At 63.5% G+C, this 22,008-nt stretch carries 17 protein-coding genes and 1 pseudogene; 11 read left to right on the top strand and 7 right to left on the bottom strand.

The genetic code is table 11. The features are described from left to right. Positions 1-4 precede the first annotated feature (4 nt). Positions 5-1,501, bottom strand: a complete 1,497-nt coding sequence (gene guaB / locus ACERIT_RS01875) for an IMP dehydrogenase (protein ID WP_373673115.1) — start codon at positions 1,499-1,501, stop codon at positions 5-7. A gap of 438 nt (positions 1,502-1,939) precedes the next feature. Here guaB and ACERIT_RS01870 point away from each other — a divergent pair, with 438 nt between their 5' ends. Further along, on the top strand, positions 1,940-3,058 hold the full coding sequence (locus ACERIT_RS01870; protein ID WP_373673114.1) for a DUF5794 domain-containing protein: 1,119 nt from the start codon (positions 1,940-1,942) through the stop codon (positions 3,056-3,058). Between the two features lie 46 nt (positions 3,059-3,104). Here the strand turns inward: ACERIT_RS01870 and ACERIT_RS01865 are convergent, their stop codons facing one another. Both ACERIT_RS01865 and ACERIT_RS01860 read right to left on the bottom strand, forming a co-directional pair. After that, on the bottom strand, positions 3,105-3,824 hold the full coding sequence (locus ACERIT_RS01865; protein WP_373673112.1) for a class I SAM-dependent methyltransferase: 720 nt from the start codon (positions 3,822-3,824) through the stop codon (positions 3,105-3,107). A 13-nt stretch (positions 3,825-3,837) separates the two neighbouring features. Then, positions 3,838-4,722, bottom strand: coding sequence for an aldo/keto reductase (locus ACERIT_RS01860; RefSeq protein ID WP_373673111.1), 885 nt, complete (start codon positions 4,720-4,722; stop codon positions 3,838-3,840). Positions 4,723-4,897: 175 nt separating this feature from the next. On the opposite strand from ACERIT_RS01860, the gene ACERIT_RS01855 reads away from it, so the two are divergent. After that, the gene (locus tag ACERIT_RS01855) at positions 4,898-6,055 is read left to right on the top strand and encodes a mandelate racemase/muconate lactonizing enzyme family protein (protein ID WP_373673110.1); all 1,158 of its coding nucleotides are present in this window, start codon (positions 4,898-4,900) and stop codon (positions 6,053-6,055) included. 53 nt (positions 6,056-6,108) lie between these two features. Continuing rightward, positions 6,109-6,864: a hypothetical protein gene (locus ACERIT_RS01850; RefSeq protein ID WP_373673109.1), complete on the top strand. Its 756-nt coding sequence runs from the start codon at positions 6,109-6,111 to the stop codon at positions 6,862-6,864. Positions 6,865-6,927: 63 nt separating this feature from the next. On the opposite strand, the gene ACERIT_RS01845 is transcribed toward ACERIT_RS01850, so the two are convergent. After that, on the bottom strand, positions 6,928-10,053 hold the full coding sequence (locus ACERIT_RS01845) for an FAD-binding and (Fe-S)-binding domain-containing protein (protein ID WP_373673108.1): 3,126 nt from the start codon (positions 10,051-10,053) through the stop codon (positions 6,928-6,930). Positions 10,054-10,300: 247 nt separating this feature from the next. Here ACERIT_RS01845 and ACERIT_RS01840 point away from each other — a divergent pair, with 247 nt between their 5' ends. Both ACERIT_RS01840 and ACERIT_RS01835 read left to right on the top strand, forming a co-directional pair. Next, positions 10,301-10,423, top strand: coding sequence for a hypothetical protein (locus ACERIT_RS01840; RefSeq protein ID WP_373673107.1), 123 nt, complete (start codon positions 10,301-10,303; stop codon positions 10,421-10,423). After that, positions 10,423-11,720, top strand: a pseudogene (locus tag ACERIT_RS01835) (RNA-guided endonuclease InsQ/TnpB family protein). Before ACERIT_RS01840 ends, ACERIT_RS01835 begins: the two are co-directional and overlap by 1 nt. A gap of 6 nt (positions 11,721-11,726) precedes the next feature. On the opposite strand, the gene ACERIT_RS01830 reads toward ACERIT_RS01835, so the two are convergent. Continuing rightward, the gene (locus ACERIT_RS01830; RefSeq protein WP_373673106.1) at positions 11,727-11,975 is read right to left on the bottom strand and encodes a UPF0058 family protein; all 249 of its coding nucleotides are present in this window, start codon (positions 11,973-11,975) and stop codon (positions 11,727-11,729) included. A 204-nt stretch (positions 11,976-12,179) separates the two neighbouring features. Between ACERIT_RS01830 and ACERIT_RS01825 the strand changes: the two genes are divergently transcribed. The 5 genes from ACERIT_RS01825 (at position 12,180) to ACERIT_RS01805 (ending at position 19,642) form a co-directional block, all read left to right on the top strand. Next, positions 12,180-14,072: a 2-oxoacid:acceptor oxidoreductase subunit alpha gene (locus tag ACERIT_RS01825; RefSeq protein ID WP_373673105.1), complete on the top strand. Its 1,893-nt coding sequence runs from the start codon at positions 12,180-12,182 to the stop codon at positions 14,070-14,072. A gap of 2 nt (positions 14,073-14,074) precedes the next feature. After that, positions 14,075-15,013, top strand: coding sequence for a thiamine pyrophosphate-dependent enzyme (locus ACERIT_RS01820; RefSeq protein ID WP_373673104.1), 939 nt, complete (start codon positions 14,075-14,077; stop codon positions 15,011-15,013). Positions 15,014-15,232: 219 nt separating this feature from the next. Further along, positions 15,233-15,661, top strand: coding sequence for an HTH-type transcriptional regulator LrpA1 (gene lrpA1, locus ACERIT_RS01815; protein ID WP_373673103.1), 429 nt, complete (start codon positions 15,233-15,235; stop codon positions 15,659-15,661). Positions 15,662-15,792: 131 nt separating this feature from the next. Next, positions 15,793-17,301, top strand: a complete 1,509-nt coding sequence (locus ACERIT_RS01810; RefSeq protein WP_373673102.1) for a helix-hairpin-helix domain-containing protein — start codon at positions 15,793-15,795, stop codon at positions 17,299-17,301. Between the two features lie 220 nt (positions 17,302-17,521). Further along, entirely contained in the window at positions 17,522-19,642 is a 2,121-nt protein-coding gene (locus tag ACERIT_RS01805; RefSeq protein WP_373673101.1) for an ATP-binding protein, read from the top strand. A gap of 151 nt (positions 19,643-19,793) precedes the next feature. Here the strand turns inward: ACERIT_RS01805 and tpiA are convergent, their stop codons facing one another. Beyond that, positions 19,794-20,438, bottom strand: a complete 645-nt coding sequence (gene tpiA / locus ACERIT_RS01800; protein ID WP_373673100.1) for a triose-phosphate isomerase — start codon at positions 20,436-20,438, stop codon at positions 19,794-19,796. 112 nt (positions 20,439-20,550) lie between these two features. Between tpiA and ACERIT_RS01795 the strand changes: the two genes are divergently transcribed. Next, positions 20,551-21,285 (top strand): DICT sensory domain-containing protein, encoded by a 735-nt coding sequence (locus tag ACERIT_RS01795; RefSeq protein WP_373673099.1) that lies wholly within the window; start codon positions 20,551-20,553, stop codon positions 21,283-21,285. A 55-nt stretch (positions 21,286-21,340) separates the two neighbouring features. On the opposite strand, the gene ACERIT_RS01790 is transcribed toward ACERIT_RS01795, so the two are convergent. Beyond that, positions 21,341-21,874 (bottom strand): multiprotein bridging factor aMBF1, encoded by a 534-nt coding sequence (locus ACERIT_RS01790; protein ID WP_373673098.1) that lies wholly within the window; start codon positions 21,872-21,874, stop codon positions 21,341-21,343. Positions 21,875-22,008: the final 134 nt, after the last annotated feature.

Genomic DNA, 22,008 nt, shown 5'->3' with positions numbered 1-22,008 from the left:
TCGATCACTCCTCAGGGCTGTAGTTCGGCGCCTCGTCCGTGATCATCACGTCGTGGGGGTGCCCCTCCGTCTGGCCCGCCGCGGAGACGCGCACGAACTCGGCGCGCTCTTTCACGCCGAGAATCGTCTCCGCGCCGACGTATCCCATTCCCGATCGCATTCCACCGACGAGCTGATAGAGTTCCTCGGCGAGCGTGCCCTTGTAGGGCGTTGCGGCCTCGACGCCCTCCGGTACGAAATCCTCCTCCTCGTCGGCATCCTTGAGGTAGCGATCGCCACCGCCCGACTGCATGGCGCCGACGGACCCCATCCCGCGATACTGTTTGTACTTTTTGCCGTTCATCGTGATGATGCGGCCGGGCGCCTCGTCGGTGCCCGCAAAATAGGACCCGAGCATCACGGCGTCCGCGCCCGCAGCGATCGCCTTGATCGCGTCGCCCGAATAGCGGATCCCGCCGTCTGCGATGACGGGGACGTCCTCTGCGGATGCGACGTCGGCGACCTCGGAGACCGCGGTGATCTGCGGCATTCCGGCGCCGGAGACGACGCGAGTGGTACAGATCGATCCCGGTCCGATGCCGACCTTGACACCATCCGCGAAGTCGACGGCGGCCTCGGCTGCCTCGCGTGTGCCGATGTTCCCGACGACGACGTCGGCGTCGACCACCTCCTTGATCGCACGAGCGGACTCGAGGACGTTCATATTGTGCGCGTGGGCACAGTCGATGAAGATCACGTCCACGTCCGCCTCGTCGGCGGCAACGGCCCGATCCTCCTCGAAGGGGCCAACGGCCACACCGGCCAGCAGGCGTCCATCCTCGTCGCGAGCGGCCTGTTCGTGCTCGCGGCGCTGGAGAACCCCCTGCATCGTCACGAGCCCGGCGAGCCGGTCGTCCTCGTCGACGACCGGGACGCGTTCGATCTTGTGGTCGTACATCAATTCGAGGGCCTCACGGGCGGTCACGTCCTCGCCGGCGGTGATGACCTCGTCGGTCATTGCCTCGCGGACGGCGTCTTCCTCGCCGACCTCGAGATAGGGACGGATGTCCGTCCCCGAGATGATGCCCAAAACGACGTCGTCGTCGTTCACGACGGGTGCGCCGGAGACGCCCTCGCGTTCCATCGTCGCGTCCGCCTCGCGGACCGTCATCTCCGGAGTGACCGTTACGACGTCCTCCCGACGGATGACGAGTTCGTGTGCGCGTTTGACTCGCTCGACTGCCGCCGCCGTCTCCTCGACGGTCATGTTTCGGTGAAGCACCCCGAGTCCGCCCTCGCGGGCCATCGCGATCGCGAGCTCGGATTCGGTGACGGTGTCCATCGCCGCCGAAAGAACGGGAATGTTGATCTCGACGTTCCGGGAGACGCGTGAGGAGACGTCTGCCTCGTCGGGCTCGACGCGGCTTTCCTTTGGTCGCAACAGGACGTCGTCGAACGTTAACGCCTCGGGGACTCGAAGCTTCTCGGAGAACGGGCCGCCAATAGGAGCGTCCTTCGCCATATAAACCGTCGTGGCGTCGCCAGCAAAAGCGTTGCGAGTCGCCATCGGCAGGTCTCCGTTTTGGAGTCACGACCGATGGATACTCTCGGTCGTGGATCTCGAGAGCGGTCGGACGACCCGAACGATCCGGACGAACGATCGAAAACTCGGGGAAAACGTCACGATCACGTACGGATACCGGCGATCATACACCGGCATGTGAACGGGGATCGCACAACGTTTATGTTCGATCCATCTCTATCCATTAGTATGGACTCCGACAGTCCCGCCAGTACGAGTGTTGCCGGACGGCCGATCGCGATAGCGAAGCCCGGCACATTTACATTTACTGGGGACTGTACGGACCGCTCCGGATTCGATGCCACGCGAATTCGTCTCGGCCATCGTGGGTCGTCCGGATACTGCCGTTTGCCCCACGGTGAGGGCTTGCCAGTCTGAATGAGCGTCTCTCAGCATCCGATCGCGCTCCGGTTAGAGGAGCGCGTCGGCGGCGCGATCAGGCTGCTCGCCACCGTGATGGCTCTCCCGCTCATCGATGGGATCTTCCCCGCGCTCGTGTTGGCGGGCGCGTTATCCACGTTCGTCGGCATCGTCGAGACTGGGCTCTTGATCTTCGGCGGCTCCGCGACGATGGCGGTTATTCTCGCCGAGATGGACGGCCCCCGTCGCAAGCAGGTCCGCTCAGTGCTTGTGATCGGAGCGCTCATCGTCCCGATCGCCGCTCTCCAGGCCGCGATAGCGCCGACGATCGCCGGGCTCCTCGACCTCGCGATCTTCCAGCGATTCGCGGGGCTCGTCATCCTGACGGTCGCCGCAAAGACGGCCTCCTCGAAGGTCGCCGACGTGCTTCCGAACCCCAGCGTCATCATCGCGCTCGGTCTCGTCGCGAGCGTCTCACCATCCGGCGCCGAGCTGGCGTTCTCAAGCGATCCCGAGATCGTCGCTCGCGGCGCGGCGGCGGCGGCGGTCGGAGTCGCGTTCGCGCTCGCGGTCGCGCTGTCGGCTCCCCAGCTTCGTGGACACGTCGACATCGACCGCTTCCGATTCGGTTCCGCGGTCGCGCTCGGCGTGCTCGCGTTGCCCATCCTCGGCCTGCTCGAGACGGACGCGCCCATCGCGTTGGCGGTACTAGTCGTCACCGGCCTGTTCGCCTACGACCCCAACGCCGATCCGGACGCGATCACGATCGGACGTCATGGCGGCCCGACCGACCACGGTCCCGATGACGCTCCGCGTGCACCCGACGTGACCGATCCGCTGGAGGCACCCGAGGCTCTACATCAGGTTCCGACTGGGAGGGCCCCGTCCGCGTGGCTCCCGGCGGACCGAAATGGGGGTTCCATCCCGTCCGCGATCGCGGATGGCAGTCTCTCCGAAGCCGTTCTCGGCGGCGATCCGGCCGACACCGATCGGGCGCCGGCGGCCTTCGGAGCTCCGTCGGATGAGGCGGCGGAGCCGAGCGAGAAGACGGTGAATCCGGAGGAGGACGCGGCGGATCATCCCCGGGCGGAGGAGGACCGCGACGCCGACGACGCGACGCGCGCACCCTGGCTGTGAGTGCGGCGGTATCGAGGAATCCCCGCGCCACGTGACGAGATCGAGTTCATTCCGGAAGCCGCATCGCAATGCTGTACATCGTCCCGACTGATTCGTCCCCGATCGCCGCGACCAGCCGATCCGCCTCCGCGATCAGTACATCCCCCATCTCCCGTGGCGCCGTTTCAGCGTTGGAACGGGCCACGGTGGCATGTGCCTCGAGATGGTGTTCGGTCCACGGGACCGGATCGAGAAGGGTTCGTTCCCGGTCGAACTCCCAGCCGTACCCCTCCAAGAGGTGACGAAGCATCGTCGCCGGGTAGAAGGTCAATGCGGAGCGACCCGTCGCGAGTTCGGTGGCCGCGTTTTCGACGGCGAAGAGATCAGAGACAGCGGCGTCTTCGGGAAGTGGCTCGTAGTCGTCGACGACGAGATGACAACCCGGGGCTGCGACCCGCGTCAGTTCCTCGATGATCGCCGGAAGACGATCCGGTGGGACGATGTTGAACAGTCCGTGAGCGGTGATGAGATCCACGGAGCGGCTCGCAAGCGGCGTCTCGATCAGATCCGCCCTGAGGACGGCAGTCCGATCGGCCTGTTCACGGCCGATCCGATCGCGAACGATACGCGTGTGTGCTTCATCGTTCGTGACGGCGTACACGCGCTCGGCGTCCTTGGCAAGCAGTCCGGCGGTCGTGTTTCCGACCCCCGCACCGGCCTCCAAACAGATCGCTCCCGCGACGGGGCGGTCCTCAAGCGCAGTCGTCACCGTCCGGGGGACGTCCATTTCGGCCTGGCTTTCAGTGGTGGAGTTGCTCGGGGACGGGGCTGTCGTCGTGGCGGGATCGCTCGATGAGCGAACGCTGGGCGGTCTCGTCCATCCCGTCGTATCGGCTGGCGGCGTCGAGCACCATTGCAACGAGTTTCGGATCGCCCGGACTGACGACGGTCGTCATGTCCTGTGCGGCTGCGAAGTTGAAGCGTTCCTCGATCTCGGCGGGCGTATCAACGGGTTCGTACCAGTTGGCGTATGCCCGATCACGTTCCGGGAGTTCCTCGGTCGGGGGCCACGATCGCCTCGCAAACGCTTTGATCCCCATCGTGCCGATGTTCTCCTCGTTGGCTCGATCGAGTACCGCCTGATAGTCGTATTCGTCGTCGTCCTTCCCGGCGACGACCGGGTTCAGCGGAAACATCAGCGTTTCGAGATCGTCGATGCGGTCGATCGCATCGAGGATGAGTCGTGGATCCCCGTGACTAGTCAATCCGATGTGATCGATGATACCGTCCCGTTTCGCCTCACGCATGGCCGCGAGCGCGCCGTCGTCGGCCGTGATCCTGTCGAGTTCCTCCTCGTACTCCAGGCCGTGCACTTGATACAGATCGATGCTGTCGACGCCCAGGCGGTCGAGCGATTCCTGAAGCCGTCGTTTCGTTCCCTCGTATCCTCGCTTTTGCGTCTTGCACCCGAGGAAGATGTCGTCACGGTACTGGCGAAGCTTCGGTCCCAACTTGAGTTCCGCGTCGCCGTACTCCGGTGCGACGTCGAAGTGATTGACCCCGTGATCGAGGACGAGTTCGACCATCTGGTTTGCGCCCTCCTGTTCGAGCCAGTTCAACGCGATGGTGCCGAACGTCATGACGGTGCTATCGTGACCGGTTTCGCCCAACGGGCGTGTTTGCATATTTGATGGTTGGAATTATTGCACATAATGGTTAGTATATCCCGCGCTCGGCGGAGTGCTCCACCCCTCCCGGATGGACGTCGATGGGCGTCGTGGACAGTCGAACGAATCCAAGATCGACGGTCGCCCGGATCCGGGAGAAAGAACTCTGTACCCGGATTACGAAGGATGGCTCATGCACGTGACGGCGATCGAGACGGTCACTTACGACGACGACTCCGATCTGATAGATACCGAGCGGGACATCGACATCACGACCCTCCGCATCCATACGGATGAGGGATTCGTCGGACTCGGCGAGACGTTCCCGCAGGCGGAAATGGAGACTGCGGCCCTCCATGGACCGATCGCCGATCACGTCCTCGGCGAGGATCCTCGAGACGTCCAGGGGCTCCGCGACGATCTGGCGACCTATTTCAACTACTACGGCCATGCAGGCGCCGAACTGCGTGCGATGAGTGCACTCGACATCGCCTGCTGGGACCTGAAGGGGCGCGTCGCGGGCGAGCCGATCTATCAGCTTCTGGGCGGGAAGGCTCGCGAGGAGATTCCAACGTATAACACGAGCTACGAGCAGGAGTACGACTTCATGACCGAGCCGGTGGCGCTGGCCGAATCCCTCCTCGATCAGGGGATCACCTCCATGAAGATCTGGCCGTTCGACGAGTTCGCGGCGAAAACGCGTGGACAGCGAATTTCGAACTCCGATCTCGCGGCCGGATTGGAGCCGCTCGAACGGATCCGAGACGCGGTCGGCGACGCGATGGACATCGCAGTCGAGTTCCACGGTCTGTGGTCGGTGACGCCCGCGAAGAAACTCGTCCGCGCGGTGGAGCGATACGACCCGCTCTGGGTCGAGGACGTGATTCGGAAGGGCGATCTCGATGCGTACGCTCGGCTTGCGGAGGCGACCGAGGCGCCACTGTGTGTCTCCGAGCGGCTCATGGGGCGCTACGAGTTCCGGCAGGCCCTCCGTACGGGGGCGATCGACGTCGTAATGCCCGATATCTGCTGGACCGGCGGCCTCAGCGAGGCACGTGCGATCGCCGATCTCGCGGAGGCTGAGCACCTTCCCGTGGCACCCCACAACTCCGGTGGACCCGTGTTGCACTTTGCCGATGCCCATCTCTCGGCGACGATTCCGAATCTCTACGTCATGGAGACCATCCGCGATCGGTACGACGGCTGGCATCGAACCCTCGTGACGGAGCCCCTTTCCGTCGAGGACGGTCGACTCCCGATTCCCGAGGGCCCCGGATTGGGAACGAAATTCGACGAATCGCTGCTCGATCATCCGGATACCCACGTGCGTCGAACGGAACTCGAGAGCTGACGACGGCACCGTTCGAGGACATACTTATTGGGACGGGTCCTGTTCGAGTCGATATGTTCCGCGATGACCGGCGGGGAGTGAGCGAGGTGATCGGATTCGTCCTCGTCTTCTCGCTCGTGATCGCCTCCGTCGGTATCGTCTTTACCGTGGGGCTCAGCGGATTACAGGATGCCCGCAACACGGAGCGGGTGAACAACGCCGAGCGGGCCTTCGATGTGCTCGCCGAGAACCATCGTGACGTTCTGGCTGGAACGCCGACGCGATCGACACAGATCCGGCTTTCGGATGCGGACATACGCGCCAGTGACACCGTCGACTTCGAGGTCCACGACGTCGCGGGCAACACGACCGCCTCCTGGCGGGTCACGTCGATCGTCTTTGCGGTCGACGACGAGTCGATCCGCTTCGTGAACGGGGCCGTGATCCGCGAGAGTCGTGATGGTGCCGTCATGATCAAGGGCCCGCCCGGCGTCGTTGGAGCCGATCAGGCGCTGTTTCAGGACGTGACGTTCAAAAACGACGGCCCCGCCGGCGTGGGGGGCGACCGGACGGTCCAGATCCGGATTGAACACCGGAGCAATCCCGACAACGTCGGTGCGACGTCCTACGAGAACACGACGGACCGACGGATGTCGATATTGACCGATCGTCCCGACCCATGGCGAGTCCACTACGAGGATCGGGGATTGGCCTGTACCGTCGATGAAAACATCGCCGACGACGATCGTGCCCGGGTCACGTGTGAACTCGACGAGCTCGATCGGTTCGTCGTGGTCGATCAGGGTTCGATCGCGTTCACCTTCGAGTGAGGGACGTTCCCGGCGCCCGTTTCGAGGTCCGCCCCGGTTCACCTCTTGGAGACGGTCCCCGGCTCACTCCGCGAGGACTTCCGCGACCTTCTCGATGGGATGTGGTGGTTCGCCGTCCGTCTCGACGTCGAGGTGGTCGAGCTGTGACCGACAGGATGCACCGGGGGCAACGACCACGTCGCCGGTGCTCCCTCCGATCTGATCGGCGAGGATGCTCCCGATCGACTCGCTCATCGAGAGGTGTTCCGCCTCATAACCGAAGGATCCGGCCATTCCACAGCACGTCGAATCGAGCGGGTCGACCGGGTAGCCCGCTCGCCGAAGAACGCCGACGGCGTGGTGATCCTTCGTCGTCGACTTCTGATGGCAGTGGCCGTGGTACGTGAGAGTCTCGGCGGGCGCCTCGAACGGGAGGGCTTCGTCGAGCCGGAAGGTGTCGATGAACTCACAGACGCCGTAGGCGTTCTCCGCAACGCGAACGACGGACTCGTCGTCACTGCCCAGGATGTCGAGGTAATCGGATTGGAGCATCACCGCGTCGGACGGTTCAACGCTGAGAACGCTCCAGCCGTCCTGAATGTACGGATCGAGTTCCGACACGGTCGATCGGGCTGTCTCACGGGCGCGATCGATGAATCCCTTCGAGTACGCCGGCCGGCCGCTCCCCTCGACGTCGGGGATCGCGACGTGACAGTCGGCTGCCTCGAGAACACGAACTGCGGCCTTGCCGGCTGCCGGATGCATATAGGTCGTATAGACGTCCGGGAGCAGGAACACGCGGTGGGCGGCCTCCGCAGCCGAGACGGCGGCTCCACCGCGAGCCTCGAACCAGTCGATCAGGCTCTCCGATCGGAACTGCGGGAGATCGCGCTCGTTCGTTATCCCGACCGTTTTCTCCATCGCCCACCCTGCGCCGGGAAGGTTCGGGAGGGCGTTGACGATCGGCGCGAACGTCGATCCCACCGGGGCAAGCTTTTCGATGCTCGCAAACAGCCGATCTCGAAGGCTCGATCCGTGTTCCTGGTGGCGGGCGTGCGTCACCTCGGCTTTCAGCTTCGCCATGTCGACCTCGCTCGGACAATCCTTCGAACAGCCCTTACAGCCGATACACAGATCGAGGACTTCGCTCGCGAACTCGTCGTCCGTCGGATCCTCGGGAAGGTCACCGGACATCGCCTGCCGCAGCATGTTCGCTCGGCCGCGCGTCGACTGGATCTCCTCTTCGGCCGCCCGATAGGTGGGACACATCACGCCGCCGGTGGTCTCTTGGGGGCCGCGACAGCCGCCACAGCCGTGACAGAGCTCGACCATTCCCTGCATCCCGTTCTCGTTGGCCCACTCCAGGGACGGATCAAAACCGGTCTCGAAGTCGTACTCCGGGGAGAATCGGAGGTTCTCCGCCATGTCGATGTCGCCACACACCTGTCCGGGATTCAATAGCCAGCCAGGATCGAAGGCCGTCTTCAGCTCACGAAACGACGCCCACAGGGTCTCGCCGTAGAGTTTCCGGTTCCACTGGGTTCTCGCGCGCCCATCGCCGTGTTCCCCCGAAATCGACCCGCCGAGACTCACGACGACATCGGAGACGTCCGCAGCGATCGACTCCATGGTCTCTACGCCGTCGACGCTTTTCGTGTTGATGAGCGGGCGGACGTGGAGGACGCCCGGGCCGGCGTGTGCATAAAAGGCTGCGAACGTGCCGTGTTCTTCCAGAATGCGCTGGAACTCGCGGGCGTATTCGGGGAGGTGTTCGGGCGGAATCGCACAGTCCTCGATGAAGGAGATGTGTTTGGCATCGGAGGTCCGACTCAGGAGGATCGGCAATCCCGACTTTCGCATTTTCCAGAAACGCTCGCGGGTCTCCTCGTCGTGTGCCTCCATCGCCGCGATCGCGTTGTGGGGCGCGTCGGTGGTCTCGGCGGCGCCGTCGCTCGGAGTGGCTTCGGTATCGCCCTCGGGGACGCGGTCGGCGATCAGGTCAGCTACCTTTCGGCGCCCCTCGTCGTCGTCGGCGGCGTAGAACTCCACGAGAAGCGCGGAGTCGGTCCCTTCCGGTAGCATTCTGACGACGTCGCCGAACTCCTCGGTGTCACGAGCCAACCCGAGCAACACGTCGTCCATTACCTCGACGGCGGCCGGGTCGTGTTCGAGGATCGGCGCCACGTCCTCCATCGCGTCGATGAGGCTCCCGTAGGTCAAAAGCGCCACCGCCTTCGTCTCCGGGATGTCCTCCAGGGAGACGGTCGCGCGGGTCACGATCGCAAGCGTCCCTTCGCTACCGGCGAGCAGTCGACCGAGATTGACGGTTCCTTCCTCACCGTACTCGCCGCGGTACTCCGCGAGCAGGCGATCAAGGTTGTATCCCGAGACGTTGCGTTTCAACTCCGGGAAGCGCGCGCCGATCTCCTCGGCCTCCTCGTCGAGGATCCGGACGACCGCGGCGGCGATCCGCGCCTCCAGGTCCACCTCGGCCGTGACGTCTTCCCCGCTTTCGGAGTCGCCCACGTCGAGATGTCCGGAGTCGTCCACGTCGAGACCGGCTTTCGCCGCACGATCGCGGAGGTCCTCGACGGCGACGTCACCGAAGGTAGTCACGGTGCCATCGGCCAGGACGACCTCGACCTCCTCTACGTAGTGGTCGGTCTTGCCGTAGACGAGTGAGTGCGATCCGGTCGAGTTGTTGCCGATCGCTCCGCCGATCGCGGATTTATCCCGCCAGGCTGGATCCGGTGCGAACTTCAGCCCGTCAGGCTCAAGCGCCCGGTTGAGATCACCGATGTAAGCGCCGGCATCGACGGTCGCGGTTCGCGTTTCGACGTCGATCTCCTGCACGTCGTCCATGAACCGGGAGAGATCCAACACGACCGCCTCGTTGACGGTCTGCCCGGCAAGCGAGGTCCCTCCGCCCCGCGGGAGGATCGGAACGTCCTCCTCAAAACAGTAGGAGACGGCGGCGGCCACGTCCTCGGTCGAACGGGGCATCACCACTCCGATAGGTGTGACCTCGTACGCCGAGGCGTCGGTGGCGTACAGCTGTCGGGTGTAGGCGTCGAAACGCACGTCCCCCTCGACACGGGACGAAAGTGCCTCCATGAGCGCCGGTCGTTCCAGTTCCCCGCCCCGGTAGTCAAAGTCAGCATCGACGCGTGGATCCACCTCCTCCGTGGGTCCACCTGCGTGTTTGCTCATAGGATCGGGTGGAACGCCCGGCGTATAAAGAGTACTTACAAACTCGAACGGAACGTGACTATTCCTCGATCGGAACGTGGCTATTTCCCGATTAGCTGAATTGAGGCGCTAAACCCCCTTCCTCAGCGAGCGAAGCGAGCAGGGAGGGAATACAGCGCCGCTCGCCTTTCATACACTTTACTACGGCAGACCCACAGGCCCACACTCCGTAACACTTATGCGCACTCATGCGCATAATACGCACGTAGTGAGACGCAAGAATATCACCATTCGAGAGGACCAAGCCGAGTGGGTAGAGGAGAACCATTTGAACCTCTCGTCGTTCGTCCGTGGCCAACTCGACGAACTCATTGAGGAACGCGAGAACTGATGTACTACGCCTACAAGTACCGTCTCAAACCGTCCGACGCCCACCGTGAGGAGTTGGACCGCCACCGAGACATTTGTAGGCAACTGTACAACCATACGCTCCACCGCCTCAATGAGTACCAAGACGAACACGGCGAACTGCCGTCCATGACCACGCTTCGGTCGGAGCTCCCCGACCTCAAGAAGTGGTGGGACGGCCTCTCGGACGTGTACTCGAAGGTTCTCCAAACCGTCGTGGAACGGCTGTTCGACAACCTCAACGGCCTCTCTGCACTCAAGGAGAACGGCTACGGCGTCGGTCAACTCAAGTGGAAACCGCCACGCGAGTTCCGCAGTTTCACGTACAGTCAGTCTGGCTTCAAGCTCGACAAGAAGGGCGGTCAGACTGTCCTGTCACTCTCGAAACTCGCGGACATACCGATACGGCTTCACCGCTCCATCCCCGACGACGCCAAACTCAAGCAGGTCACGGTCAAGAAGGAACCGACGGGCGAATGGTTCGCCACGTTCGGTGTCCAAATGGACTGTGAACCCCCGAGAAACCCAACGAACTGACCGACGTGGTTGGTATCGACGTAGGGATTCTCAAGTACGCTCACGACACCGACGGCACGGCGATCGGGTCGCTCGACCTCTCGGACGAACGTGAACGCTTGGAGCGAGAGCAACGGAAGCTCTCACGGAAGCAACACGGGTCGAACAACTACGAGAAGCAACGACGGCGCGTAGCGGAGTGTCACGCCGACCTCCGACGGAAACGCCGCGACTTCTTGCACAAACTCTCGGCGTACTACGCACGGGAGTACGACCTCGTAGCGGTCGAAGACCTGAACGTGAAGGGAATGATGGAATCGCCGTCGAACAGCCGCAATACCGCATCCGCCGCGTGGGGGACGTTCCTCTCGTTGCTCGAATACAAGTGCGAGCGCAAGGGAACGCACTTCGTGGCGGTCAACCCGAGAGGGACAACCAAGGAGTGCGCGGCGTGCGGCGTCTCGACGGAGAAACCGTTGTGGGTCCGTGAACACTCCTGTCCCGCCTGCGGGTTTGAGGCGGACAGGGATGCGAACGCGGCGTGGAACATTCTTTCTCGCGGTCTGCAAGACGTAGGAGTGGGACACTCCGAATCAACGTCCCCAGAAATCTTCGATTTCTGGTGTGCGAACGAATCGCAGAGCGATTCGTTAACGCCTGTGGAGACTGCGCTCCCTGTGGATACCTCGGTATCTGCAAAGCGCGTCGTAGAAGCAGGAAGCCCTACCCTCAAGGAGCGGACGGCCTCAGCCGTGAGCGAGTAGGGTAGTTCACACCGTCACGGCGCGATCCGCTTCGTCCTCGATCTCGGGGTCGTCGTTGACGGCTCCCGCCAGCGCGTCGGCGAGTTCGATTACGGCTTCCGCGTGTTCGGCCCGCGATCCGTGCATCGTCATCGGTGACGTTCCGAGTTCGCGATAGGTGCGGAGGTCGTCCGATTCGAGGTGCCCCTCATCGTGTAATTCCCGGGAAAGGGTCCCGAGCAGGTTGTGAACGTGGATAAGTTCATTCTTTTGCATGTTGGTTGGATATGGTATCCACACGGGTAAATCCGTCGCCGATCGAAGGACAAATCCATTCGATCAGTAAAGCAGGAATTCAACATCTTCGATCCTTATAAATAGAGAATCCCACAGGATCGTTAATTGTGAATCCATAGCAAGCCCTAATAGGTGCCCGTTGCAATCTTTCATCACTCGGCCCACGGAGGGCCAGATCCACCAATGACAAACAACGAACTCATCTGGCGAATCTCCGGGGGATCCGGCGACGGGATCGCCTCGACGAGCCAGAACTTCGCGAAGGCCCTGATGCGATCGGGGCTTCACGTGTTCACGCACCGGCACTATCCGTCGCGGATCCGCGGTGGCCACACCTATACCGAGATCCGCGCGAGCGCGGATCCCGTACGCTCCCGTGGCGACGGATACAACTTCCTGTTGGCGCTGGGTGACTCCTTCGCCCGCAACCCACAGGAGGATGCCGTCTACGGCAACGAGGAGATCAAACCCCTCTCGGAAAACCTCGACGAGCTCCGTGAGGGTGGCGTGATCGTCTACGACGAGGGCCTGATCGACGTCTCCGATATCCCGGACTTCGAGGAGCGCGCGGAGGCCAACGACTGGCACGTCTACCCCCTCGACCTTCGCGGGCTCGCCCGCGAGACCGGACGCGAGATAATGCGAAATACCGCCGGTATCGGTGCGACGTGTGCGCTCATCGGCATGGAACTCGAGCACGTCGAGGACCTGATGAGCGACGCGATGCCCGACAAGATCCTCGAACCGAACCTCGAAGTTCTCGAGATCGCATACGAGTCGGTGTTAGAGGAGTACGACGCCGATGCTCACGACGTCGGGATTCCCACCGGCGAACACGACGAACAGCAGGTACTGCTTTCGGGATCGGATGCGATCTCCTACGGCGCGCTCGATGAGGGATGCCGGTTCATCGCGGGCTATCCGATGACGCCGTGGACCGAGGTATTCACGATCATGACTAAGAATCTGCCCAAAGTGGGCGGGATCTCAGAACAAGTCGAAGACGAGATCGCCGCAGCGGGGCTCGCCGTCGGAGCCTCACACGCCGGCGTCAAGGCGATGTCCGGCTCCTCGGGCGGTGGCTTCTCGCTGATGTCCGAGCCGCTCGGGCTCGCGGAGATGACGGAGACGCCGGTTGTACTCGTCGAGGCGATGCGTGCGGGCCCCTCGACCGGGATGCCGACCAAGCCCGAACAGTCCGATCTCGAACACGTGTTGTATACCTCCCAAGGCGACTCCCAGCGTGTCGTCCTGGCACCCGGGACCGTCGAGGAGGCCTACGATCAGAGCCGACTCGCCTTCGAGCTCGCCTACGAGTACCAGATTCCCGCGATCCTGCTGTACGATCAGAAGCTCGGCGGCGAACTCGTGAACGTTCCCAAAAGCCACTTCGATCGCGAGCCGAACGCGGATCTCGGCAAGACGCTCTCGGAAGCCGAACTGGCCGACCAGCCGCACTCGGAGGACGGGAAGTTCCACCGATTCCAACACGACGTCGACGACGGCGTCTCGCCGCGGTCGATCCCCGGCCAGAAGGGAGGCCGCTACCTGGCGACCGGCAACGAACACGATCCAAGCGGACACATCAGCGAGGATCCCGACAACCGTGTCGCCCAGATCGATCGGCGCACACAGAAGCTAGAGGCGATCCGCGAGCATCTGGACGATCGCGACACCCAGACGTACATGGGACCGGAAGAGGCCGACTACGGCATTATGACCTTCGGCAGCCAGCAGGGCACCGTCGCCGAGGCCGTCGACGTGCTCAATGACGCTGGCCACTCGGTGAAGGCGCTCGGCGTCTCGGACATGCTCCCGTTCCCGACCGCGGAGGTCGAGGAATTCATCGAGAGCGTCGACGAGGTACTCGTCGTGGAGATGACCGCATCCGGACAGTTCCGCGGCCTCATCCAGAAGAACCTGGGTCGATACGGCGAGAAGCTCTCGAGTCTGCTGAAGTACAACGGGAACCCCTTCGAGCCCGGTGAGATCGTCGAAGGGTTCGAGTCGATCGTCGTCGACGGTGGCGATCTGGACAGTTCCACGACTACCTTCGTCCCCGCAGCAGGTGATTAACCATGAGCGCATTCTCAGCCATCGGTGAAGAACGTGAGATCGACCGTGACGAGTACACCCCCGGCGTCGAGCCGCAGCCCACCTGGTGTCCGGGCTGTGGAGATTTCGGGGTTCTCAAGGCGCTCAAACAGGCGCTTCCGGAAGTGGGACGCAGCCCCGAGGAGACGCTTCTCGCGACCGGAATCGGCTGTTCGGGCAAGCTGAACAGCTACCTCGACTCCTACGGCTTCCACACGATCCACGGTCGATCGCTTCCGGTCGCACGGGCTGCAAAGCTCGCTAACCCCGGCCTCGAGGTCATCGCTGCCGGCGGCGACGGCGACGGCTACGGGATCGGCGGAAACCACTTCACCCACACGGCCCGCGAGAACCACGATATGACCTATATCGTGTTCAACAACGAGATCTTCGGGCTCACCAAGGGGCAGACGTCTCCGACGAGCCCCAAGGGCCACGAATCGAAGACCCAGCCCCACGGTAGCGCCAAGGAGCCGGTGAAACCGCTCTCGCTTTCGCTCACCGCCGGCGCGTCCTACGTCGCTCGGACGGCCGCGGTGAACCCGAATCAGGCCAAAGAGATCCTCGTGGAGGCGATGAATCACGACGGATTTGCCCACATCGATTTCCTCACCCAGTGTCCGACCTGGAACAAGGACGCCCGCCAGTACGTTCCCTACATCGACGTCAACGAATCCGACGACTACGACTTCGACGTCCACGACCGCGTGGAGGCAGCCGAGATGATGCGAACCGCGGAGGAGAGCCTCAACGAGGGCGAGGTCCTCACCGGACGGTTCTACGTTGACGAGGAGCGACCCTCCTACCAACAGGAGAAACAGGCGATCGGCGAGATGCCCGATGAGCCGCTTGCAGAGCGATACTGGGATGACGACTACGAGTGGGAACGATCCTACGACCGTTTCCTCGAGCAACACGTCTGATTTCCCCCCACGACCCTCTGCCGTAGCTACGTGGCTACGAACGAGACCGGTTCCCGGGTCTCAGTTTTATCCCACCTGTTCACGGGTGGGCTTTTTGTCGCTACTGCTGGAATGTTCCGTCTCGACCGTCCGAGCGTGGCGATCCGGACCGAATTCGGTCCCGAAAAGACCGTTTACGTGTTCGCAAGGTATTTTTTCCGTGGCACGAAACGTATTCATATGAGTACCGCCTCGACGGAGGAACGTATCCTCTCCGTGTTGGAGGAGGACGCACAAGCCTCCTACGCCGAGATCGCCGATCGGGCGAACGTGTCCAAGCCGACGGTCCGAAAGTACATCCGACGACTTGAGGAGGAGGGTGTCATCGTCGGCTACTCCGCCGACGTCGACCCCAAGAAACTCTCGGGGCAGTCGATCGCGCTCGTGGGAATGGACGTCGACAGCGGAAAATATGTCGAGGTGACCCGGACGCTCAAGGGTCTCCCCGAGATCGAGGCCCTATACACCTCCTCGGGCGACCACATGCTGATGGCCGAGGTCCGCGCCGGCGACGGAGACGAATTGGGCGAAGTCATCTCCGAGAAGCTGTTGGCCGTCAACGGGGTCACGGCGGCCCATCCGTCCTTCCTCCAGGAGCGGTTGAAGTAACGACCCGTCCCGGCTGTCGATGGCGTTCGGCGACCGCTATCTGCTCACTATCTGCTCACTACCGTCCGCAGCCGACTGCCATCGACCATCACCGCTCGATGCTTAAGTCGCTGGAACGTCAACCGCGAACGATGGCCTCCGGTACCCTCCCCGGCGCGGATCCGGACGGCGAGGACGCCGATCGGGTCGTTCTCCACGTCGACATGGACTGCTTTTATGCCTCCTGTGAGCGGCTTCGCGAGCCCGCACTTTGCGGTGAGCCCGTCGTCGTCGGAATGGGCTATGAACCGGGAGCGACGATCGGCGCCGTCGCCACCGCAAGCTACGAGGCCCGGGCGTTCGGCGTCGATAGTGCCGATCCGATCTCCGCGGCGCTCGATCGGTTGCCACGCCGAGTGAACGCCGACCCCGAGGATCCGGACGCGCCCGATCCCGAGGAGACGGCCCACTATCGATCCGTCGACATGGAACACTACGAGTCGGTCGCGGCCGACGTCAAGGCCGTCCTGCACGAGTGTGGCGACGTGGTTCGCGAGGTGAGCATCGACGAAGCGTATCTGGACGTGACCGACCGGACCGCCTGGGCGACCGTTGACGACGCGAATACGACCGAACACGAGGAATCCGCGGCGGTCGACGCCCCGGACGGCCGATCGTCGCTAGCCGAGAGTTCGGCGCGAGGGCCGGCCGACGCGCGGACGCTTGCGGAGGGATACGCCCGATACGTGCGCGATCGGATCGAGCGGGAGGCGGGTGTTCCCGCAAGCGTCGGAGTCGCACCGAACATGTCGACCGCCAAGATCGCAAGCGATCTGGACAAACCCGAGGGACTCGTGGTGGTACCGCCCGGCACCGTCCGGGAGTTCCTCGCGCCGCTTTCGACCGAGGAGATCCACGGGGTCGGCCCCGTGACTGCCGATCGGCTCGCGGAGATGGGGATCGAGACTGCCGGCGATCTCGCAGCGGCCGACCCGGATCGTCTCGAGACGATCCTTGGCGATCGGGGTCGCGAACTATTTGCTCGCGCCCGCGGAGAGGACGACCGGGCGGTCACACCGACCGGACTCCCGAAGAGTCTCTCGCGTGAGTCCTCGCTTCCGGCGACCGCCGCTGAAGCCACCAAATGCGAGACCGTCGCTGCGCTCGCCGCGGACGTCGCCCGACGCGCAAGCGATCGTGGCTGTCTGTATCGGACGATCGGGATCAAGGTGGTTGAACCCCCCTACGAGGTGAACACGCGGGAGAGAAGCCTCCCGGGCCCCGTCGACGATCCGGATCTCGTAAAATCGATCGCCCTCGAACTCCTGACCGAGTTCGAAGACGAGGTGGCACGCAAACTCGGCGTCCGCGTCTCGAATCTCGATTTCGCCGGCAGCGACCAAGCGACACTCGGCGGCTTCGAGACCGACCGGGACGGGGCGAAAGCGGGTCCCGCTACTGCTTCCCGGACGCCCGAGACGAGTGGTTCGGCCCCGGTCACGGACGAACCGACGCTCACGGAGTGGATCGAACGGGCGTCGGAGACCGGAAACGAGGACGGTGACTCTGGTGACACCACCGCTCCCACACGAGAGCCCCCGGACAACCCTCGCGACGTGGATCAGCGATCGCTTCGGGAGTTCGAGCCGGACGAACGGTGAGTCCATACTCGACGACTGGAACCGACCTCCGGTGACTAACCTTCGATGATCCACCATTGGCGATCGATCTTCCACGACCACCAACTGACGGCCAAGCACCCACGACCACCAACTGACGATCGACGATCGGCGACAACCGATCGCAGCAGCAGCCGATCGTCAGCCGCTCGTCAGACGTCGGGCGAAGTTCTTTGAGGCCCGCGACGCCTCCTTGTGGACAATGAGCGATGAAGACGCGGAGACGATTCATGTCGCCTCGGTAAGCGACGGGACGGGTGGCGATGCGGACGCCAACCCCGGCGATCCCGTCGAGTTGCCGGTCGTCGACGTATTGACTGGCCGGTCGTTCATCACCGGAAAGAGCGGATCGGGCAAATCAAACACCGCGTCAGTGCTCATCGAGAACCTGCTTGACAACAACTTCCCGGTGTTGATCGTCGACAGTGACGGCGAGTATTACGGGCTCAAAGAGGAGTACGAGATCCTTCACGTCGGCGCGGACGACGAGTGCGACATCGTCGTCTCGCCGGAACATGCCGAGCGGATCGCCACGCTTGCCCTCGATGAGAACGTGCCGATCATCCTCGACGTCTCGGGGTATCTCGAGGAGTCGGTCGCCTCCGAGCTGATACTCAACGTCGTCAAACACCTCTTTGCCAAAGAAAAGAAGCTCAAACAGCCGTTCTTACTCGTCGTCGAGGAGTGTCACGAATACATCCCGGAGGGCGGCGGGATGGACGAGACCGGCAAGATGCTCATCAAGGTCGGCAAGCGCGGGCGTAAACACGGACTCGGGATCGTCGGGATAAGTCAGCGGCCTGCCGACGTCAAAAAGGACTTCATCACCCAGTGTGATTGGCTCGTCTGGCACCGGCTCACCTGGGATAACGACACTAACGTCGTGAGTCGTATCCTCGGATCGACGTACGCGAACGCGATCGAGGATATGGAGGACGGAGAAGCGTTCCTCATGACCGACTGGGACGAGTCGATCCGTCGGATCCAGTTTCACCGCAAGCAGACCTTCGATGCGGGCGCAACGCCCGGGCTCGAGGACTTCGAGCGCCCGGAGCTGAAGTCGGTTTCCGGTGACCTGATAAGCGAGCTGGAGACGATCTCCGACGAGCAGGACCGACGCGAGTCCGAGCTGGCCGATCTCCGGACGAAACTCGATCGCAAGCAGGCACGGATCGATGAACTCGAACGGGAACTCGCCGACGCGAAGGACCTCTCACGAATGGCCGAGCGGTTCTCCCAGGCCCTCCTCGGACGGGCCGAGGCGCCCCATCGTGGCGGGAACGGGAACCCACGCCAGGGCGGGCCCGACGACCAGTCCGAACTCGACGAGTACGAAGCCGATCGTGAACGCGACGACCTTCGGGACGGTTCCGAGATTCCTGAGAGAACGGACGGGGCGGCCGAAACGGACGGCGCGCGCGTAGCGGAGGAGACGCCCCCCGACGCCGCATCCGGTGAGGCCACGGACCCCGACGATCGATCGACTGACTCCGGCACGACCGCCGACTCCGCGGCACTTTCTCCGATATCCAGAGCGGACGTCGCCGAGAGCGCGCTCCGGTTCGACGAGACGGTCGATTTGGGAACTCGTGAGGCCGTGATCGCGGAGCTTCGCGGACGGGTCGAATCGCTCCCGGAGTTGTCGACCGCGATGTTGCGTCACTACCGCCGCGAGGGAGAAAGCGACCCGATCGCCGCCCACATCGACGCTGGCGGCGACGGTGACACCGAACACGCCTACGCGCGCCACAGACCGCTTCGTCGCGCCGGCGTGATCCGTCATTCGGGACGCGGACGCTACGAGTATGCGATCCCGGCGCTTGTCCGCGAGGCGTACGCGGATCGACTTGATGACGCCACGCTCGAACGGACGGTCGAGGCGATCGAGACGGCTTTCGTCCCCGCCGACGAGCGAGGATACGGCGGTGAGGTCGAAGACGGTCGAACGGACCACGATGCTGGAGACGTGGATCGGCGAGGTGATCGGGATCCACACCGGGCCGAAGACGAGGATCGAACCGCGGAGGGATCCGTTCATCCGGACGATCCCACCATCTCCGAGATCGCGAGCGGCCTCAGCGAGGCTGCGAGAGCGCTCGCGAACGGCGGTCGCATTCGATCGGAATCGGACGGGTCAGCCGACCCTGCCGCCGGCGTTGACGACGGGGGAGGAGACGAGCCCACGGACGGGGCGAGCGACTCTACCGCACGAATTGACGACGACGCCACCGCTTCGGCGAGTGACGAGTCAAGCGATCCGACCGACGGTGACTCCTTCAATTCGGCGGGCGACGATGCCGAGTTCATCGACGCGGATGGGTGATCGGGGAGCACGGCTGGGATCGACGGGTCGGCGATCAGTAAGGCGCCCCACCTCGAGGATCCGGTCGGCAACGGGGTGGAGATATCCCTCGACACCCGCGAGAAAAACGACCGATATGAGTGGCGTGGCTACACCGAGGGGTGATCGGCGTTCAGATCCCGGCCACCAGGTCCTCAAGCGCCGATCGCGGGTCGTCAGCCTTTGCGACTCCGGAGGCCAGGAGGACGCCAGTCGCGCCGAGTTCGCGTGCCGCCTCGACGTCTTCGCCGGTCGAGACGCCGGCGCCACAAAGCAGGTCGACGTCCGAATCGACGGCGTCCACTGCTGCGACTGCGTCCTCGACGATCCCCGGATCGGCGGTGGCGACTGGGACGTCGCCGCCGATCAGTGCCGGTGGCTCGACCGCCACGGCGTCGGGACCGAGCGCCGCCGCGGCACCGGCCTGTTCGGGATCGTTTGCACAGACGATCGTCTCCAGGTCAGTTCGTCGGGCAGCGTCGACTGCGTCGTCGATATCCGCCAGCGTGAGCCGCCGTTCGGAATGGTTGATGAGCGTCCCCTCCGCACCGTTTTCGGTGACCGCTTCCGCGAGCGTCGAGCCAGTATGTGAGCCGTGATCGACGGGCGAGACGTGTTGTGCCCACGTCTCGACGCCGGTCGCGTCGACGCGGGCCAGATCGGCCGCCTGAGGTGCGACCGCGATCCGAACGCCGTAGTCGTTCGCGACGTCGCGTGCGACACTCGAGACGGCAACCGGATCGCAGGGGTACGCCTTCAGGTTGACGAGGATGAACACACTCGAATCGGTCGAGGGACGTGACCAAATAGGTTGGCACTCGTCGCGATCACATCGCCGAAAGGTACAAACTCCAACGCGCCGTATCCGTGTGTAGGATTCCCACACTCAAATGTCGCTCATCGAACTCATCACCGGCGTCGAATCCCAGGCGGCGACTCTCACCGTCATCAACGCGGAGTCGGATGTCCGCGAGACGCTGGCGGAGCGCTTTGGTGAACGGAACCTGGTGGTCACGGAGGCCACCCTCACGGGAGGTCCGAGGGAGTTCGCGGTATTGTCCCGGAACGGTGAGTTTCTCACCGCCGTTTCTCTGACCGAACTGCTCGACGACGGCGAGGAGACGACGCCAGGATTTGAGGACGGGTCCTATCGATCGGTCCTCGATCACCTCGATGAGACGACCTTCACTTCGTATTCGACCGAGAAAATGATCGCCGCCTCCCGGGAGATCGAGGACCGCGCCTGGAGAACCGGATCGGGGGAACTGCACGCCGGATTTCAGACGCTCGCGACGCTTGCCCCGACGGTACCGACCTACAACCGTCTCTGTGAGCGCGAGGGACTCACAGTCCACGCCTATGCGGCTCCGGAAGGAGACGTCTCCGACACGGAGTTTCCCGTTCACGTCGAGCGAGCGCCGGAGATACGGGAGACCTGGTTCGTCGCCTACGATGGCGGCGGAACCGACGTCAATAAGTGTGCACTCCTTGCCGAGGAACGCGAACCTGGACGGTTCTACGGGTTCTGGAGCTACGCACCCGAGACGGTCGATCAGATCATCGACTACCTCACTCGGACCTACGGCATGATGCGGACCGACGGCGACGACGACGGATCGCAGTGATGCTCACGCTCATTGCGCAGGGTCAGGAACGTCAGCGTGCGTCCGAAAGCGTCGATTAGTCCTTCCGTTTGACGACGTCGCCGAGCGTCATCGTCGAGGAGTCGCCGGAATCCCACTCCTCGTCGACGTCCGAGCCCTCGACGAGGGTGATGTCGAGGGTACTTTCGAGTTTTCGCTGGACGTCGTCCGGGGGGAGGATGTCGCCGCGTTCGAGTTTCCGAATGAGGCTCGCCTTCTCGTTGAGTTGGTTGGCGAGTTCCTCCTGGCTGAGCCCGCGCGACTCGCGGGCGTTTCGGATACGGTCGTCGTAATCCGCAGCGACCTCCTCCATCTCGTCGAACATGTCCTGGCGACGGCTCGTTCCGCCGGAGGAACTGGCGCCTCCGCCGGATCCGGTGCCGGAGGATCCTGACGAGCTTTGGCCCGTACTGGACGTCGTGGAGTACTTGCTCGTGGTCGTGGAGTCGGGCTCCTCGCGGACCTCCGTGCCGAAGTCCGTACAGGAGTCACAAAGCTCCAGTTCGGCACCTTCGACCTTCGTCGTCGTCAGCGAGGCCTGCTCGGCGCCACACATCTCACACTGGGGCATACTCCTCGCTAACGGGTCCGCTCGTATAAACCGTACGCTGAGGCCGCCTCCGAAAGTCCCCTCCCCGATCGTTTCGGGGTCGCGCCCCGCTATCGATACGTTCGTCGCCACCGAGCGAACGCCCGCACCTGACC

This window comes from Halopenitus sp. H-Gu1, from assembly GCF_041821145.1.
Taxonomy (GTDB): Archaea; Halobacteriota; Halobacteria; order Halobacteriales; family Haloferacaceae; genus Halopenitus.
Note: the sequence above shows the minus strand (reverse complement) of the source record. Positions and strands in the feature narration are given on the sequence as shown.

What these genes read in the sequence shown, in the direction of transcription:
- guaB (WP_373673115.1), bottom strand. Translation starts at nt 1,501, where the DNA reads ATGGCGAAGGACGCTCCTATTGGCGGCCCGTTCTCCGAGAAGCTTCGA.
- ACERIT_RS01870 (WP_373673114.1), top strand. Translation starts at nt 1,940, where the DNA reads ATGAGCGTCTCTCAGCATCCGATCGCGCTCCGGTTAGAGGAGCGCGTC.
- ACERIT_RS01865 (WP_373673112.1), bottom strand. Translation starts at nt 3,824, where the DNA reads ATGGACGTCCCCCGGACGGTGACGACTGCGCTTGAGGACCGCCCCGTC.
- ACERIT_RS01860 (WP_373673111.1), bottom strand. Translation starts at nt 4,722, where the DNA reads ATGCAAACACGCCCGTTGGGCGAAACCGGTCACGATAGCACCGTCATG.
- ACERIT_RS01855 (WP_373673110.1), top strand. Translation starts at nt 4,898, where the DNA reads ATGCACGTGACGGCGATCGAGACGGTCACTTACGACGACGACTCCGAT.
- ACERIT_RS01850 (WP_373673109.1), top strand. Translation starts at nt 6,109, where the DNA reads ATGTTCCGCGATGACCGGCGGGGAGTGAGCGAGGTGATCGGATTCGTC.
- ACERIT_RS01845 (WP_373673108.1), bottom strand. Translation starts at nt 10,053, where the DNA reads ATGAGCAAACACGCAGGTGGACCCACGGAGGAGGTGGATCCACGCGTC.
- ACERIT_RS01830 (WP_373673106.1), bottom strand. Translation starts at nt 11,975, where the DNA reads ATGCAAAAGAATGAACTTATCCACGTTCACAACCTGCTCGGGACCCTT.
- ACERIT_RS01825 (WP_373673105.1), top strand. Translation starts at nt 12,180, where the DNA reads ATGACAAACAACGAACTCATCTGGCGAATCTCCGGGGGATCCGGCGAC.
- ACERIT_RS01820 (WP_373673104.1), top strand. Translation starts at nt 14,075, where the DNA reads ATGAGCGCATTCTCAGCCATCGGTGAAGAACGTGAGATCGACCGTGAC.
- lrpA1 (WP_373673103.1), top strand. Translation starts at nt 15,233, where the DNA reads ATGAGTACCGCCTCGACGGAGGAACGTATCCTCTCCGTGTTGGAGGAG.
- ACERIT_RS01810 (WP_373673102.1), top strand. Translation starts at nt 15,793, where the DNA reads ATGGCCTCCGGTACCCTCCCCGGCGCGGATCCGGACGGCGAGGACGCC.
- ACERIT_RS01805 (WP_373673101.1), top strand. Translation starts at nt 17,522, where the DNA reads ATGAGCGATGAAGACGCGGAGACGATTCATGTCGCCTCGGTAAGCGAC.
- ACERIT_RS01795 (WP_373673099.1), top strand. Translation starts at nt 20,551, where the DNA reads ATGTCGCTCATCGAACTCATCACCGGCGTCGAATCCCAGGCGGCGACT.
- ACERIT_RS01790 (WP_373673098.1), bottom strand. Translation starts at nt 21,874, where the DNA reads ATGCCCCAGTGTGAGATGTGTGGCGCCGAGCAGGCCTCGCTGACGACG.